Source organism: Pseudonocardia sp. WMMC193, assembly GCF_021728735.1.
GTDB classification, from domain to species: Bacteria; Actinomycetota; Actinomycetes; order Mycobacteriales; family Pseudonocardiaceae; genus Pseudonocardia; species Pseudonocardia oroxyli.
Genome location: NZ_JAKKDO010000003.1, coordinates 1 through 15,384, shown reverse-complemented (window position 1 = coordinate 15,384; position 15,384 = coordinate 1). Strand labels below are relative to the sequence as shown.

At 73.6% G+C, this 15,384-nt stretch carries 14 protein-coding genes and 1 pseudogene; 8 read left to right on the top strand and 7 right to left on the bottom strand.

The genetic code is table 11. The annotated features are described in order from the left end of the window. Positions 1–897, top strand: coding sequence for an intradiol ring-cleavage dioxygenase (locus L3X23_RS01350; RefSeq protein WP_237190153.1), 897 nt, complete (start codon positions 1–3; stop codon positions 895–897). A gap of 3 nt (positions 898–900) precedes the next feature. Here L3X23_RS01350 and L3X23_RS01345 read toward each other — a convergent pair whose 3' ends face one another. Together L3X23_RS01345 and L3X23_RS01340 are read right to left on the bottom strand one after the other, a co-directional pair. After that, entirely contained in the window at positions 901–1,050 is a 150-nt protein-coding gene (locus L3X23_RS01345; protein WP_237190152.1) for a hypothetical protein, read from the bottom strand. Between the two features lie 236 nt (positions 1,051–1,286). Further along, complete coding sequence (locus tag L3X23_RS01340; protein ID WP_218129991.1) at positions 1,287–2,027, bottom strand: HAD-IIA family hydrolase; 741 nt, start codon at positions 2,025–2,027, stop codon at positions 1,287–1,289. Between the two features lie 121 nt (positions 2,028–2,148). On the opposite strand from L3X23_RS01340, the gene L3X23_RS01335 reads away from it, so the two are divergent. Further along, complete coding sequence (locus L3X23_RS01335; protein WP_237190151.1) at positions 2,149–2,934, top strand: hypothetical protein; 786 nt, start codon at positions 2,149–2,151, stop codon at positions 2,932–2,934. Positions 2,935–3,047: 113 nt separating this feature from the next. On the opposite strand, the gene L3X23_RS01330 is transcribed toward L3X23_RS01335, so the two are convergent. The 3 genes from L3X23_RS01330 to L3X23_RS01320 form a co-directional block, all read right to left on the bottom strand. Then, on the bottom strand, positions 3,048–3,857 hold the full coding sequence (locus tag L3X23_RS01330; protein ID WP_237190150.1) for an Fpg/Nei family DNA glycosylase: 810 nt from the start codon (positions 3,855–3,857) through the stop codon (positions 3,048–3,050). 79 nt (positions 3,858–3,936) lie between these two features. Continuing rightward, positions 3,937–4,746, bottom strand: a complete 810-nt coding sequence (locus tag L3X23_RS01325) for an Fpg/Nei family DNA glycosylase (protein ID WP_237190149.1) — start codon at positions 4,744–4,746, stop codon at positions 3,937–3,939. Then, positions 4,739–5,185 (bottom strand): ribose-5-phosphate isomerase, encoded by a 447-nt coding sequence (locus L3X23_RS01320; RefSeq protein ID WP_237190148.1) that lies wholly within the window; start codon positions 5,183–5,185, stop codon positions 4,739–4,741. Before L3X23_RS01320 ends, L3X23_RS01325 begins: the two co-directional genes overlap by 8 nt. Before the next feature lie 17 nt (positions 5,186–5,202). Here L3X23_RS01320 and L3X23_RS01315 point away from each other — a divergent pair, with 17 nt between their 5' ends. From L3X23_RS01315 to L3X23_RS35935, 6 genes and pseudogenes are all read left to right on the top strand, one after another. Next, on the top strand, positions 5,203–5,868 hold the full coding sequence (locus L3X23_RS01315) for a DUF429 domain-containing protein (RefSeq protein ID WP_237190147.1): 666 nt from the start codon (positions 5,203–5,205) through the stop codon (positions 5,866–5,868). Positions 5,869–5,947: 79 nt separating this feature from the next. Continuing rightward, entirely contained in the window at positions 5,948–6,595 is a 648-nt protein-coding gene (locus L3X23_RS01310; RefSeq protein ID WP_237190146.1) for a molybdenum cofactor guanylyltransferase, read from the top strand. Positions 6,596–6,600: 5 nt separating this feature from the next. Continuing rightward, positions 6,601–7,170: pseudogene (locus L3X23_RS01305) on the top strand (TenA family protein); the annotation flags it as partial. A gap of 150 nt (positions 7,171–7,320) precedes the next feature. After that, positions 7,321–9,876: a carboxylate--amine ligase/circularly permuted type 2 ATP-grasp protein gene (locus tag L3X23_RS01300; RefSeq protein WP_237190144.1), complete on the top strand. Its 2,556-nt coding sequence runs from the start codon at positions 7,321–7,323 to the stop codon at positions 9,874–9,876. Positions 9,877–9,936: 60 nt separating this feature from the next. Then, positions 9,937–11,703 (top strand): N-acetylglutaminylglutamine amidotransferase, encoded by a 1,767-nt coding sequence (locus L3X23_RS01295; RefSeq protein WP_093089040.1) that lies wholly within the window; start codon positions 9,937–9,939, stop codon positions 11,701–11,703. Continuing rightward, complete coding sequence (locus L3X23_RS35935) at positions 11,704–13,554, top strand: prolyl oligopeptidase family serine peptidase (RefSeq protein WP_237190143.1); 1,851 nt, start codon at positions 11,704–11,706, stop codon at positions 13,552–13,554. 13 nt (positions 13,555–13,567) lie between these two features. On the opposite strand, the gene L3X23_RS01285 is transcribed toward L3X23_RS35935, so the two are convergent. Together L3X23_RS01285 and L3X23_RS01280 are read right to left on the bottom strand one after the other, a co-directional pair. Beyond that, positions 13,568–15,064, bottom strand: coding sequence for a serine/threonine-protein kinase (locus tag L3X23_RS01285; RefSeq protein WP_237190142.1), 1,497 nt, complete (start codon positions 15,062–15,064; stop codon positions 13,568–13,570). Between the two features lie 112 nt (positions 15,065–15,176). Continuing rightward, on the bottom strand, positions 15,177–15,384 hold a 208-nt coding region (locus L3X23_RS01280), incomplete at its 5' end, for a transglycosylase family protein (protein ID WP_305080922.1).

The window sequence follows — 15,384 nt, the reverse complement described above, 5'->3', positions numbered from 1 at the left end:
ATGCCGAACGAGATGTCGCACTCCCCGGCCTACCGGGGCCGCCGCCTCCCCCGACCCGACGAGGAGGTCGTCGACCAGGGGCTCGCGTTCGACATGGGCACGCTGCTCGGGCGCAGGCGGATGCTGCGCGTGCTGGGTGTCGGGGCGGCCACCCTGGGTCTGGCGGCCTGCGGGGCGGGCACCACGACGTCGAGCGCCGCGACGGCCACCACGAGCGCGGGCGAGATCCCCGACGAGACCGCGGGCCCCTATCCCGGGGACGGCTCCAACGGGCCGAACGCGCTGGCCGAGAGCGGGATCGTCCGCAGCGACATCCGCTCCAGCATCGGCACCGGGTCGGCGACGGCCGAGGGCGTTCCGATGACCCTGGAGCTGACGGTCGCCGACCTGGCGAACGGAGGCTCGGCCTTCGCGGGTGTGGCCGTGTACGTGTGGCACTGCGACCGGGAGGGTCGCTACTCGCTCTACTCCGAGGGCGTCGAGAACGAGAACTACCTGCGCGGTGTGCAGATCGCGGACGCCGACGGCACGGTGCGCTTCACGAGCGTCTTCCCGGCCTGCTACCCGGGCCGGTGGCCGCACGTGCACCTCGAGGTCTACCCGGACGGGGCGAGCATCACCGACTCCGCGAACGCCGTCGCGACCTCGCAGGTCGCGCTGCCGCGGGACGTCTGCGAGGCGGTCTACGCACAGTCCGGCTACGCGTCCTCGGTGCCGAACCTCGCGGAGCTGAGCCTCGACACCGACGGTGTCTTCGGCGACGACGGCGGCGCGTCCCAGCTGGCGACCGTCACCGGCGACCCGACGGGCGGCTACGCCGTCTCGTTGCCGGTCCGGATCGACACCCGGACCACCCCGTCGGCCGGCGGTGGGGCTCCGGGCGGACCACGTCGCTGAGGATCAGGCGGCGTTCGGCTCGTCCCAGACCCACTGGGAGACCATCGGGCTCGGGCAGTCCGGGCACTCGACGGCGAAACCCGCCGTCTCCTCGCCGGACATCTCGGCATAGGAACCGCATTCCGGGCAGCTCCACCACACGGTGTCACTCATGACGTCCGAGGGTAATCACATGTGTGTGATTCGCAAGTCCGGAGCATGATGAAATGGTCCGAACGCGCCGTAACACGGCGTGAGAGCCCGGCGAGTCTCCCCCCGAGGCGCCGAGTACCCGAACGGGTGACCGGGCGGACACGGGGCGCCCCTCCCGCGGCCGGGAGACACCCCTCCCTCACCGGCCGCCGGTCCACGCCGGCGTGCCCGCCGGCGTGGACCACCTGGGCCGACCGCTACACGTCGTCGACCAGCTCGGCGATGGACGAGACCACCCGGTTCGGCCGGTACGGGTACCTGTCCACCCGGTCGGCACGCATGATCCCGCTGAGCACCAGCACCGTGCGCATGCCCGCCTCCAGGCCCGCGACGACGTCGGTGTCCATCCGGTCCCCGATCATCACCGTGGTCTCGGAGTGGGCGCCGAGACGGTTGAGCGCGGCGCGCATCATCAGCGGGTTCGGCTTGCCCACGAAGTAGGGGTCCACCCCGGTGGCCCGGGTGATCAGCGCGGCGACCGAGCCGGTCGCGGGCAGCGACCCCTCGTTCGACGGCCCGGTGGCGTCCGGGTTGGTGGCGACGAACCGGGCGCCCGCCTCGACCAGCCGGATCGCCGTCGTCACCGCCTCGAAGCTGTAGGTGCGGGTCTCCCCCAGCACCACGTAGTCCGGCGCGGAGTCGGTGAGCACGTACCCGATCTCGTGCAGGGCCGTGGTCAGGCCCGCCTCGCCCACCACGTAGGCCGAGCCGCCGGGGCGCTGCTGGTCGAGGAAGGTCGCGGTGGCCAGCGCGGAGGTCCAGATCGACTCCACCGGGACGTCGATGCCGGTGTTGCGCAGCCGGAACTGCAGGTCGCGCGGGGTGTAGATCGAGTTGTTGGTGAGGACCAGGAAGGGAGTCTCGGTCTCGCGCAGACGCTTCACGAACTCGTCGGCGCCGGGGATGATGTTCCCCTCGTGGACGAGCACGCCGTCCATGTCGGTCATCCAGGCCTCGACGGGCTTGCTCTCGGACACCCTGGCAGGGTAGCCCCGGGAACGGACGCGGGCTTTCGTCCGTTATCTCCGTAGACGATTCGGAGTACAGGGAGAGAGACCCGTGGACCTCGTGACCATTCTGATCCTGCTCGCCGTGGTGGGTGGTGTCATCTGGCTGGTCCGCAACCGTGGCGCGGGCCAGGCCGCACAGCTGGAGGACGCCAAGTCCGACGCGCGCCGCTGGCTCGAGCGCCTCGGCGGCCAGGTGCTGAACCTGATCGGCACGAACGAGGCCGCGAAGCAGGCGCTCGCCGACGCGTCCGAGCGCTACAACGCCGCGGGCTCGCAGATGGAGCAGGCGAAGACCCCGGCGCAGGCCCGCGGCGTGACCGAGACCGCCTACGAGGGCCTCTACTACGTCCGGGCCGCGCGGCTGGCCATGGACATGGACCCCGGCCCCGAGCTGCCGCCGCTGCCCGGTCAGCAGCGCGCGGGCGCGGTCACCGAGGAGCGGAACGTCGACGTCGAGGGCCAGAGCTACAGCGCCTCGCCGAACCCCTCGGACCGCAACTCGCACTACTACCCGGGCGGGAACGTCGCGGGGCGGCCGGTCCCGGCGGGCTGGTACTCCGAGCCGTGGTGGAAGCCGGCGCTGGTGGCGGGCGCCTGGGGTGTCGGGTCGGCGCTGCTGTTCAGCGCGATGTTCTCCGGCATGGCAGGCAGCGCCTACGCGGGCGGCTACGAGCAGGGCCTGGCGGACGCGCAGGCCGAGGACATGGGCGGCGGTGACATGGGGGCCGACGGCGGCGACATGGGCGGCGACGGCGGTGGCGACTTCGGTGGCGGGGACTTCGGCGGAGGCGACTTCGGCGGGGGCGGAGATTTCGGCGGAGGGTTCGACTTCTGATCATCGGGGGTTTGCGAATCCGATGATCGGGTAATCCATGCTCGGAGCAGACCTCGGCCGGCACGACCGGCCATGCGACACAGACCGGCCCGGAGCGCTCAGTCCCGGGCCGGTCAGTGCTTTCCGGGGTCGTCCGCCGCCTGGCACCGGGGGCACCAGAAGAGGTTGCGGCCCTGGTGGGTCGTGCGGGCGATCGGGGTGCCGCACACCAGACAGGGGCGCCCGGCGCGGCGGTAGGTGTAGACCGCGCCAGCGCAGGCGCTGTTCCCGTCGTCGCCCCCGGGCACGCAGGTCGTCTCGATCCGGCCCGCCCGCTCCCCCGCCCGCAGCATGTCGGTCAGGTCGGCCCACAGGGCGTCGAACCGCTCGCGGCCGAGGTCACGGCCCGCCCGCTGCGGGTCGAGGCCGCACCGGAACAGGGTCTCGGCCCGGAAGACGTTCCCCAGCCCGGCGATCACGCTCTGGTCCATCAACAGCGACGCCAGCGGCGCGCGGGAGCGCGAGATCCGGCGCCAGGCCTCCTCCGGGTCCGCGTCGGCGCGCAGCGGGTCGGGGCCGAGGCGGGCGCGGATGGCCTTCACCTCGACGTCGGTGAGCACCGCGCAGGCCGAGGGTCCACGCAGGTCGGCGTAGTGGGTCTCGCCGACCATCCGCATCCGGACCTGGCCCCGCGGCTCCGGCAGGGGGAGCCGCCGGTTGGGGAACCGACCCCACAGACCCAGGTGGACGTGCACGACGAGATCCGGGCCGTAGTGCTGGAACAGGTGCTTGCCGTGCGCCTCGACGGCGGCGAGCACCCGGCCGTCGACCAGCTCGGCGTCCGTGGCGAAGCGGCCCTGGGGGCTGCTCACCGCGACCGGCGCCCCCGCGAACCGGCGGCGCTGCAGGCGGGCCATGCGGTGCACGGTGTGGCCTTCGGGCATCCCCCGAGCCTGCCCGCACCCCGCCGATCCCGCGCGTCGACCCGTGAGCGGCGATGGTCGCCAGGGCGACCATCGCCGCTCACGAGGGTTGGCAGGTGGGGCACCAGAACAGGTTGCGGGCCTGGTGGGTCACGGTCAGCACGGTGGTGCCGCAGACGTGGCAGGGCAGCCCGGCCCGGCGGTAGACGTACACCTCGCCGCCGTGGCGGTCCTTCCGCGGGGCGAGCCCCTTGCGCCGGGGGTCGTCCTCCGGTCGCACCGTGTCGATCCGGCCCTTCCGCACGCCGTCCTTCATCAGGGCGACGAGGTCCGCGGCCATCGCGTCCCACGTGCCCCGGTCCAGCGCCCGGCCGGAGGTCTGCGGGTCCAGGCGGTGGCGGAACAGCAGCTCGGCGCGGTACACGTTCCCGACGCCGCTGATCACCTTCTGGTCCATCAGCAGCGTGGCGAGCGGGCTCGAGCTCCTCGCGAGCCGGGCGTACACCCGGTCCGGGTCGAAGTCCCGGCGCAGCGGGTCGGGGCCGAGACGCTCCCGGATGGCCTTCACCTCGGCGCGGGTGAGCAGCTCGCACGCCGTGGGGCCGCGCAGGTCCGCGAAGTGGGTCTCCCCGACCAGCCGCATCCGCAGCTGTCCGCGAGGCTCCGGCGCGGGCAGCTCGCCCTCGTCGAACGTGCCGTAGAGACCCAGGTGGACGTGCACCACGAGGTCCGCGGCGAAGGTGTGGAACAGGTGCTTGCCGTGGGCCTCGGCGCGGGTGAGCACCTGGCCGTCGAGCAGGGCGGCGGAGTCGGCGAAGCGGCCCTGCGGACTGGTGACCCGCACGGGCCTGCGCGCGAAGAGCTTCTGGTGCCTGCGGGCGAGCCGGTGGAGGGTGTGGCCCTCAGGCACGTTCGTACGCGGACACCTGGTCGATGCGCCGCTGGTGGCGCTCGCCGTGGCTGAACGGGGTGGCGAGGAAGGCCTCGACGATCGCGAAGGCCTCCGCCTCGGTGTGCTGGCGGGCGCCGATCCCGACGACCTGCGCGTCGTTGTGCTCGCGGCTCAGCTTCGCGGTGTCGACGTTCCACGCCAGGGCGGCGCGGATCCCCTTCACCTTGTTCGCGGCGATCTGCTCGCCGTTGCCCGACCCGCCGATGACGACGCCGAGGCTGCCCGGGTCGTTCACCACCTTCCGCGCGGTGTCGATGCAGAAGGCGGGGTAGTCGTCCTCCGGGTCGTAGGTGAGGGCGCCGACGTCCACGACGTCGTATCCCTTGCCGCCCAGGTGCTTCACCAGGGCCGCCTTGAGCTCGAAACCGGCGTGGTCACTGCCGAGGTAGACGCGCACGACGAGAATCCTGCCTCATGAGGGTCGCCGGTGTGGACGGGGTGCCCGGAGGGTGGGTCGTGGTCCGGCTCGCACCCGTCCGGTGGGACGTCGTGGTCTCGGCCGCCGAGGTCGTCGCGCTGACGGCGGGCTGCGACGCGGTGGCGGTCGACATCCCGCTCGCGGTGCCGGTGTCCGGGTGGCGACCGTGCGACGGGCTGGCCGCGGCCCGGCTGGGCCGGGCCCGGTCGTCGATCTTCCCGGCGCCCCCGCTGCCGGTGCTGCAGGCCGCCTCGCACGCCGAGGCCGTCGCGGTGGCGCGGCGGCTCACCGGCAAGGGCATCAGCATCCAGACCTGGAACATCCGGCGGCAGATCCTGGACTGGCTGTCCGTCGACCTGCCGCCGACGGTCGTGGAGGCCTCGCCCGAGCTGGCGTTCCGCGGGCTGCTCCCCGGTGATTTCGCCTCGAAGAAGACGGCCCGCGGGGTCGGCAGACGGCTCGCCGCGCTGGGCACCTGGGTGTCGCCGTCGGTGTTCACCGACCTCCCCGCAGGCGCCCGGCTCGACGACTGCCTCGACGCCCTGGCCTGCGCCTGGACCGCCGAGCGGGTCGCGGCGGGCGAGGTGGAGATGCTGGGCGGGGAGCTGGGCGCGGACGGGCGGGTGATGCGGATCGCGGCTCCGGTGGTGGGTGGCGGCTGACGCTTGGGCGTCCCAAGCGTCGCTGAGCGGTGCTTGGGCGTCCCGAGCGTCAGGGCCGGGCCGGGCAGGAGCCTGCGGCATGCTGGCAGCCGTGCGGCGGGGCGACGACAGGGGGAACCGGGTGCGGGCGGCGGGGATCGTGCTGGCGGGTGGACGCTCGTCCCGGATGGGCCGGTCGAAGGCGTGGTTGGACTGGCGCGGCACGCCCCTGCTGGCGCACGTCGTCGCGACCGTCGGCGGCGTCGTCGGGCCGGTGGTCGTGGTGGGGGCGCCGGGGCAGGACCTGCCGGCGACCGGCGCCGAGACCGTCGCCGACCCCGTCGCGGGGCGCGGGCCGCTGCAGGGCATCGCGACCGGGCTCGCCGCGGTGGCGGGCCGGGCGGACGCCGCGTTCGTCGCGTCGGTGGACCTCCCGCTGCTGCACCCGGCCTACGTCCGGCGGGTGCTGGACCTGCTCGGGGACCACGACGTGCTGCTCCCGGTGGCGCACGGCCACCACCAGCCCCTCGCCGCGGCGTACCGGGTGGGGCTCGCCGCGACCGTCGCCGACCTGCTCACCGCGGGCCGCAGCCGACCGCCCGACCTGTTCGCGACCGTCGACGTCCGCCGGGTGGAGGCCGCGGAGCTGCTGGCGGATCCCGCGCTGGCCGCGGCCGATCCCGCGCTGCGGTCACTGGTCAACGTCAACACCCCCGACGAGTACGCGACGGTCGTCGGCGAGACTTGATCCCCGTGTCGTTCTCCGAAGAGCTCCGCAGGACCCACGCCGAGACCTGGGCCGCCGCCGTCGGGCACCGGTTCGTCGACGAGCTGTGGGCGGGCACGGTGGACCGGACGGTCCTCGCCCGCTACCTCGTGCAGGACTTCCAGTTCTGCGACGCGTTCCTCGCCCTGATGGGCGCGGCCGTCGCGACCTGCGACGATCCCGCCGCGCGGGTGGTCCACGCCCGCCAGGTCGGGCTGGTCGCGGGCGACGAGCACGAGTTCTTCCTGTCCTCGTTCCGCACGCTCGGCGTCTCGGCCGAAACCGAGGCCACGGCCGGGCTCGCCGCCCCGACCCGCGGGTTCGTCGAGCTGATGGACACCGCGCGCGCGGACGCGAGCTACGCCGAGATCCTCGCCGTGCTGCTGGTGGCCGAGTGGCTCTACCTCGACTGGGCGGCGCGCGACGCGCCGACGCCCGCCGACCCGATCGCCGCGGAGTGGATCGACCTGCACCGGGGCCCCGCGTTCGCGGCGTGGGTGGACTTCCTGCGGGCCGAGTTCGACCGGGCCGCCGCGCACTCGTCGCACGTCGTCCGGGTGAGCAGGCGGTTCGGCGAGGCGGTGGATCTGGAGCTGGCGTTCTTCGAGGCGGCCTACGGCTGAGGGGGCGCCGGGGTGGGTACAAGCGGGTGTGGCGGCCGTCTGGGGGCTATGCGCCCGTAACAATTCGCACCTAGCGTCACTCGCATGAGTGCCGCCGGGAGACCCCTTCTCGGGGTCGAGGAGGAGTTCCACGTCGTGGATCTCACGACCCGGCGCGCCGCGCCGGAGGTCGACGTCCTGCTCCCCGAGCTCGACGGGGCGGAGTTCGCGCGGGAGCTGCAGCGTTCGCTGGTCGAGACCAACACCCCGGTCTGCGAGACCCTCGACGAGCTGGGCGGACACCTCCGCAGGCTCCGCGCCAGGCTGGAGTCGGTGGCGAGCCCGCGCGGGCTCGGGATCGTCGCGGCGGGCACCGTCCCGCTCGTCGACCTGACCGGGGACGACATCTCCGCGGGCGCCCGCTACGAGAAGATGCAGCACGAGTACCAGATGCTGGTGCGCGAGCAGCACATCTGCGGGGCGCAGGTGCACGTGGACGTGCCGGACCGGGACACCGCGGTGCAGGTCGTGCGGCGGGTGGCGCCGTATCTGAGCATCCTGCTCGCGATCTCCGCGAGCTCCCCGTACTGGCGCGGGCACGACACGGGCTACGCCAGCTACCGCAGCATGGTGTGGTCGCGTTGGCCCACGGCGGGGCCGCCGGCGATGGTCGAGACGGGCGCCGAGTACGACGCGATGGTGGCTCAGCTGATCGCCAGCGGCACCATCTCCGACCCGGGGATGCTCTACTTCGACATCCGGCCCAGCGCGCACGTGCCGACCGTCGAGCTGCGGGTGTGCGACGCGTGCACCGAGGTGGACGACGTCGTGCTCATCGCCGGGCTGTTCCGTGCCCTGGTCTGCCGGGCGCGCGAGGAGATCGACGCGGGGCAGCCGCTGCCCGCGGTCAGCCAGGAGCTGCTGCGGGCCGCGGCCTGGCGGGCCGCCCGGTCCGGGCTGGAGGGCGACCTCGTCGACCTGGCGGGGCCCACGCTCGTCAGCCCGCCGCTGCTCGTCGGGCAGCTGGTGCAGAGCCTGCGCCCGCAGCTGGAGGAGCTCGGCGACTGGGAGCAGGTCCTGGAGCTGTCCCAGGGCACGCTGCTGCGCGGGTCCGGGGCGGCCCGGCAGCGGCGGATGTACGGGCGGCGCGGCGAGCTGGTGGACGTCGTCGACGCCCTGATCGAGAACACCCAGGGCAGGCTGCTGGCGATCGACCCGCCGGTCGAGGCGCCGCTGGCCCAGGCCCTGCTGCAGGACTACCACCCCGCCACCTTCGACGAGGCCGTCTCCGACGGCGGCACCGTGCTGCCCGCCTACGGCTGGATGTTCCGGGCGCTCGACCGGCTCGGGCCGCGCGGCCTGGTCGCGGCCGAGGCCGCGCTGGCGACCGAGCAGCGCGCCCGCGGCGTCACCTTCGGGGACGACGGTCGGCTGTTCCCGCTGGACCTGGTCCCGCGGATCATCACGGCGGACGACTGGCAGACGCTGGAACCCGGCCTCGGCCAGCGCGTCCAGGCCCTCGAGCACTTCCTGCGGGACGCCTACGGCGACCGCCGGATCGTCCGGGACGGGATCGTGCCGGCCGCCGTGCTCGACAACGCACCCGGCAGGCACCGCAACGGCGAGATCGTGCCCGCGGACGTCGTCCGGATCGCGGTGGCCGGGATCGACCTGGTCCGAGACGCCCCGGACCACTGGCTCGTCCTGGAGGACAACCTGCGGGTGCCCTCGGGCATCGGGTACTCGATCATGTCCCGGCGGCTCGTGCGGTCGGTGATGAGCGATCTCGAGCCGCCCACCGGCGTCGTCGGGTTGGAGGACGTGCCCGGGCGGCTGCGGGCCGCGCTGCTCTCCGCCACCGAGACCGGCACCCCGGGGCACGACGAGGTGGCGCTGCTCTCGTCCGGCCCGTCGGACTCCGCGTTCTTCGAACACGAGCTGCTCGCCACGCAGATGGGGGTCCCGGTGGTCACCCCGCGGGACCTGCAGGTCACCGACGAGGGCGTCTACCTGGTGTCGGTCGGCAGCAAGCGGCGGCTCTCCGCGCTCTACCGTCGGATGGACGAGAAGGACCTCATGTCCTCGCGCGGCGCGGACATGCGCCCGATCGGACGGGCCCTGGCCGCCGCCGTCGCCAAGGGGCGGGTCGCGCTGCTCAACGCCCTGGGCAACGGGCTCGCGGACGACAAGCTGGTCTACGCCTACGTCCCGGACATGATCCGCTTCTACCTCGGCGAGGAGCCGCTGCTCGACTCGGTGCCGACCTACCCGTGCGTCGACGACGCGCGGCGCGCCGAGGTGCTCGACCGGCTGGACGAGCTCGTCCTCAAGCCGGTCGACGGCTACGGCGGCAGCGGGATCGTGATCGGCCCGCACGCCGAGCGCTCCGAGCTCACCGAGGTGGAGAAGCAGATCCGCGCCGAGCCCGCGCGGTGGGTGGCGCAGGACATGGTGCAGCTCTCCACGCACCCGACCTTCTCGGGGCGCCGGTTGGAGCCGCGCGCGGTCGACCTGCGCGCGTTCGTCTTCCAGAGCCAGTACGGCGGCAACGCGCACCTCGACGTGGTGCCCGCCACCCTGTCCCGGGTCGCGCCGGCAGGCTCACTGATCGTCAACTCGTCGCGGGGCGGCGGGGCGAAGGACACCTGGATCTTGCGCTGAGGTCGTGCGCGGCGAGTGGTGCTCTGGCACCACTCGCCGCGCACGGGTAGGGAGTGGCACATGTGCGGTATCGCGGGCGAGATGCGGTTCGACGGGGAGGCGGCGGATCCGGCGGTGGTCGCGCGGATCACCAAGGCCCTCGAACGGCGGGGGCCGGACGGGACCGGGGTGCACGCCGCGGGGCCGGTCGCGCTGGGGCACCGCAGGCTGAAGATCATCGACCTGTCGGAGCGCGGGGCGCAGCCGATGGTCGACTCGGCGCTCGGCCTGGCCGTGGTGTTCAACGGTTGCATCTACAACTACCGCGAGCTGCGCACCGAGCTGGAGGCCGCGGGGCACACGTTCTTCTCGAACTCGGACACCGAGACCGTGCTCAAGGCCTACGCGCACTGGGGCGCGGCCTGTGTGGAGCACTTCAAGGGGATGTTCGCGTTCGCGGTGTCCGAGCGGGACACCGGGCGGCTCGTCCTGGGCCGCGACCGGCTGGGGATCAAGCCGCTGTACTACTCCCCCGGCCCGCGCCGGATCCGGTTCGCCTCCTCGCTGCCGGCGCTGCTGGCGGCGGGCGAGGTCGACACGTCCATCGACCCGGTCGCGCTGCACCACTACATGACCTTCCACTCGGTGGTGCCGGCGCCGCGGACGATCCTGAACGGCGTCCGGAAGCTGCCGCCCGCCACCGTGCGGACCTACGAGGCGAACGGCACGTTCTCCGACCACGTCTACTGGACCCCCGTCCACGAGCGACGGCTGTCCGTGCCGGACTGGACCGAGGCCGTGCTCGAGGGGCTGCGCGCCGCCGTCCGGCGCCGGATGGTCGCGGACGTGCCGGTCGGGGTGCTACTCAGCGGCGGCCTCGACTCGTCCCTGATCGTCGCGCTGCTGGCGCAGGAGGGGCAGCGGGACCTCAAGACCTTCTCCGTGGGCTTCCACGCCGCCGGCGGGGAGAAGGGCGACGAGTTCGAGTACAGCGACATCGTCGCCAAGGAGTTCGGGACCGACCACCAGCAGATCCTGGTCGACCCCGCCCGGATGCTCCCCGCCGTCGACGACACGATCACGGCGATGTCCGAGCCCATGGTCAGCCACGACTGTGTGGCGTTCTACCTGCTCAGCGAGGAGGTCGCCAAGTCGGTGACGGTCGTGCAGAGCGGGCAGGGCGCCGACGAGGTGTTCGCCGGCTACGACTGGTACCCGCCGCTGGCCGCCACACCGCGGGACCAGGCCGTGGAGGCCTACCAGGCCGTGTTCACCGACCGGCCGCACAGCGACCTGGCCTCCATCCTCGAACCCGAGTGGCTGCTCGACCACGATCCCAGCCGCGCGTTCATCACCTCACATTTCGCGCAGCCGGGGGCGGAGCGCACACTGGATGCGGCACTGAGGCTGGACAGCACGATCATGCTCGTGGACGATCCGGTCAAGCGCGTCGACAACATGACCATGGCCTGGGGGCTCGAGGCACGGGTCCCGTTCCTGGACCACGAGCTCGTGGAGCTGGCGGCGGCGTGCCCACCAGAACTGAAACTCAGCGAAGGCGGCAAGGGGGTCCTGAAGAAGGCGGCCCGCGGCGTCGTCCCGGACGCGGTCATCGACCGGCCGAAGGGATACTTCCCGGTACCGGCCATCCGGCACCTGGAGGGGCCGTTCCTCGAACGGGTGCGTGCCGCCGTCACCGATCCCGTGGCCAAGGCCCGGGGGCTGGTCCGCAGCGACTGGCTGGAGCGGATGCTGGCGGATCCGAACACGCAGCGCACCAACCTGGGTTCGAACGCGTTGTGGCAGGTAGCACTGCTGGAGATGTGGTTGCAGGAGAGGGGGATATGAGTGGAGAGCTTCACCGAACGGCGGCGCGCCCAACTGGCCGGTGACCTCGGCGATCAGCTGATCGTCCCCTCCTACCGGTCCCCGCTGCCGTCCCCCGACGGCACGCTGCTGGCCTGGATCTCCGACCGGGACGGGCGGCCGCGGGCGTGGGTGGCGCCGTTCGGCGAGGAGCCCGCCGCGCCGTTGGACACCGAGGTGGACCCGACCGTGGCCTGCGACGTCGTGGCCCTCTCGTGGTCGCCGGACGGCGCGTGGCTGGCCGTGCAGATCGCCCCCGGCGGCGGGGAGCGGACGCGGGTCCTGCTGCTGTCGCCGAACGGGGTGGAGCGCCGCGAGATCGCCGCCGGGTCGCTCGCGGTCACCCTCGGTGCGTGGTCGCCGAGCGGACGCCAGGTCGGCGTCACGATCTACGGCCCGGACGGGGACGGCACGGCCTGCCTCGTCGACGTCCGGGACGGGTCCTCGACGGTCCTCGCCTCCGGGCCCGCCGCCGTGGTGTGCGCGGTGAGCCGGGACGGACGGATCGTCGTGGTGCGGACCGGGCGGCGCGGCCGCCGCGGCCTGGAGCTGATCGACCTGTGGACCGGGCGTCGGGTGGAGCTGCTGCCCGGCCACGACGCCACCGTCGCGGACGCGCGGTTCGGCGTCACCGGGTCCGTCCTCTACCTGCACACCGACGCCGGTCGGGACCGCCCCGCGCTGCTCGCCTGCACCGTGTCCGACGACGACGTCTCCCTGGCCTGGGAGGTCGCCGCCCGCGGCGGAGACGATCTGGACGCCTACGCGCTCGACCCCGCGGGCGCCCGCGCCGTGCTGTCCTGGAACGTCGACGGACGCAGCGAGCTGGAGCTCGTCGACCTGCGGGACGGGCTCTCCTCCCCGGTCTCCGACCAGCCCGGGGACGTCGTGACCGGGCTGGCGTTCACCCGGGACGGGCACACGCTGCTCGTCGCGTCGGAGGGCCCCACGATGCCGCCGGGCATCACGCGGATCGCGCTGGACGTGCCCCTGGCCGAGCCGGTCGCGGTGCTCCCCGGCGAGATCGAGGTGGTCGAGGACTTCGTCGAACCCACGCTGCACGAGTTCCGCGGCGAGGACGGGCTCGGGCTGACCGGCTGGCTGTTCCGGCCCCACACCGCCTACGGCGCGGCGCCCACGCTGATCTGGCTGCACGGCGGGCCGGAGGCGCAGGAACGGCCGGTGTTCCACCCGCTGTTCCAGGCGCTGGTCGCGGCCGGGGTGCAGGTCTTCGCGCCGAACGTCCGCGGCTCGGCCGGGTTCGGCCGCGCGTTCTCCCAGGCGGACGACCTGGACCAGCGGTTCACCGCCATCACCGACGTGCGGGCGGCCGTCACGTTCCTGCGCACGTCCGGGCTCGCGGACCCGGACCGGATCGGGGTGTCCGGGCGGTCCTACGGCGGGTACCTCACGCTCGTCGCACTGGCCTGGTTCCCGTCGCTGTTCGCGGTGGGTGTGGACGTGTGCGGGATGAGCGACCTCGAGACCTTCTACGCCGAGACCGAGCCGTGGATCGCGTCGTCGGCGACCACGAAGTACGGGGACCCGGTGGCGGACCGCGAGCTGCTGCGCTCGCTGTCGCCGATCCACGCCGTCGACGAGATCCGGGCCCCGCTGATGGTGGTGCACGGGCGCTACGACACGAACGTCCCGCTGGGCGAGGCGCTGCGCATGGTCGCGGCCCTGGAGCAGCGCGGCGCCACCCCCCGGCTGCTGCTCTTCGACGACGAGGGCCACGAGACCCACGCCGTCGCCCACCGGGCGCAGTTCGTCCGCGAGGTGGTGGGGTGGGTCACCGCGCACCTGCAGGAACCGGCCTCCCAGACGGCGTGAGGCGGCGGTCCGCTCAGGCCCGCGAGAAGGACTGGATCAGGTCGTCCTGCACGGTGAACGTGTAGGGCTCGCTGCTGGTGGAGCCGTCCGCCCTGGTGAAGACGATGGTGGCCGAGACCTGGCCGTTCCCCGAGCTGCGGGCGTTCTGCACCTGCACGTCCCGGATGCCCGCGTAGAAGTTCCGGAAGCCGGAGATCCCGCCCGAGGCCGCCTGCGCCTGCGGGCTGAGCCGTACGAACGCGGCGTCCGGGTCCTCGGGCAGCAGCCCGTAGTAGTCCTGCACGAAGGCCACCGCGCCGTCGCTCGCGGGGGTCGTCGTCGGGGTCGTGGTGGTGGGGCGGGGCGTCGTGGTCGTCGGCGCGGCGGTGGTGGTGCGCGGCGCGGCCGTGGTGGTCGGCCCCGCCGCGACCGGCGGCGGGTCCTCCTGCTGCCCGGTGTTCGCGCGCAGCGCACCGATCAGGACGCCGGCGCCCACCACCAGCACGGCCAGCACGCCGACGAGGATCGGGACCCACCGGCGGCGGGTCGGGGGCGTGCTCGGCGGGGGCGCGGCGGGCAGGTCGGTGAGGGTGCGCGGACCCTCCGGCGGCGGCGGGGACGCTACTGCGGCGACCTGCGTGACCGGCGCCGTCGCCACCATCCCGGCCGCGGACCCGCCCGCCGCGATCGCGGACAGGGCGTCCCTGGCCTGCGACGCGGTGGGCCGGTCGCCGGGCTCGTTGGCCATCAGGCGCATGAGCAGGGCGGTCAGCGCGCCCGCGTGCTCCGGCGGGCGGATGCGGCCGGTCGCGACCTTGTGGAGCAGGGCGTAGGCGTTGTCGTCCAGTCCGAACGGCGGCTCGCCCTCGACCGCGGCGTAGAGCGTGGCGCCGAGCGCGAACACGTCCGACGCGCTGGTCGGCTCCTGGCCGCGCGCCACCTCGGGGGCGAGGAAGGCCGGGGTGCCCGCGATCATGCCGGTGCGGGTGAGCTGCACGTCGTCCACGGCGCGGGAGACGCCGAAGTCGGTGATCTTGGCGCGGCCGTCCTCGGCGATCAGGACGTTCCCGGGCTTGATGTCGCGGTGCACCACCCCGGCCGCGTGCGCCGCGGCCAGCCCGTCCGCGATCTGCACGCCGACGGCCGCGGCGTCCTTCGGCGTCATCGGGCCCTTCTCCCCCAGGACCACCGCGAACGAGCGGCTGGGGAGGTACTCCATGACGAGCCAGGGCCGCTCGTCGTGCACCACGACGTCGAACATGCTGATGACGTGCGGGTGCTGCAGACGCGCCCCGATCCGGCCCTCGCGCAGCAGCCGCTGGCGGGACTCCTCGGCGGCGTCGTTCCCGTGGCCCATCGGGGCGCCCGCGACGATCAGCTCCTTGATCGCGACGGTGCGGTTGAGCAGCTCGTCCGTCCCGCGCCACACCGCGCCCATCGCCCCGGCGCCGATGCGCTCCTCCAGGCGGTAGCGGTTCCCGATGCGCGCGCCCCCCTCGGACGACGGCGCGGGGGGCTCGGGCGGGGTCATGACCCCCAAGGGTAGGCGGGGCTCGGCGGGGCGCTGCTCCCAGGTGCGGGGGTCATCGTGGGACTCATCGCGGGGGTGCTCGCGAGGGTCTGTTCGGGGGTCGTCGCGGGGGTCATCGCGGGAGTCCGAGCTTGCGGGCGCAGGCGGGCCAGCTGCCGTAGCCGCCGCGCTGGTCGCGGACCTTCGTGGCGACCGCGATCTGCTGTTCCCTGGTCGCGGCGTCGGCGCGCGGGGCGTGCGCGGTGCCGCCGAAGTCCTCCCAGGTCGCCTGGCTGAACTGCAGGCCACCACTTATCTGGACATCTCCTACGCCACGACGG

What these genes read in the sequence shown, in the direction of transcription:
- L3X23_RS01315 (WP_237190147.1), top strand. Translation starts at nt 5,203, where the DNA reads ATGAGGGTCGCCGGTGTGGACGGGGTGCCCGGAGGGTGGGTCGTGGTC.
- L3X23_RS01330 (WP_237190150.1), bottom strand. Translation starts at nt 3,857, where the DNA reads ATGCCCGAAGGCCACACCGTGCACCGCATGGCCCGCCTGCAGCGCCGC.
- L3X23_RS01350 (WP_237190153.1), top strand. Translation starts at nt 1, where the DNA reads ATGCCGAACGAGATGTCGCACTCCCCGGCCTACCGGGGCCGCCGCCTC.
- L3X23_RS01295 (WP_093089040.1), top strand. Translation starts at nt 9,937, where the DNA reads ATGTGCGGTATCGCGGGCGAGATGCGGTTCGACGGGGAGGCGGCGGAT.
- L3X23_RS01285 (WP_237190142.1), bottom strand. Translation starts at nt 15,064, where the DNA reads ATGACCCCGCCCGAGCCCCCCGCGCCGTCGTCCGAGGGGGGCGCGCGC.
- L3X23_RS01340 (WP_218129991.1), bottom strand. Translation starts at nt 2,027, where the DNA reads ATGGACGGCGTGCTCGTCCACGAGGGGAACATCATCCCCGGCGCCGAC.
- L3X23_RS01345 (WP_237190152.1), bottom strand. Translation starts at nt 1,050, where the DNA reads ATGAGTGACACCGTGTGGTGGAGCTGCCCGGAATGCGGTTCCTATGCC.
- L3X23_RS01310 (WP_237190146.1), top strand. Translation starts at nt 5,948, where the DNA reads ATGCTGGCAGCCGTGCGGCGGGGCGACGACAGGGGGAACCGGGTGCGG.
- L3X23_RS01300 (WP_237190144.1), top strand. Translation starts at nt 7,321, where the DNA reads ATGAGTGCCGCCGGGAGACCCCTTCTCGGGGTCGAGGAGGAGTTCCAC.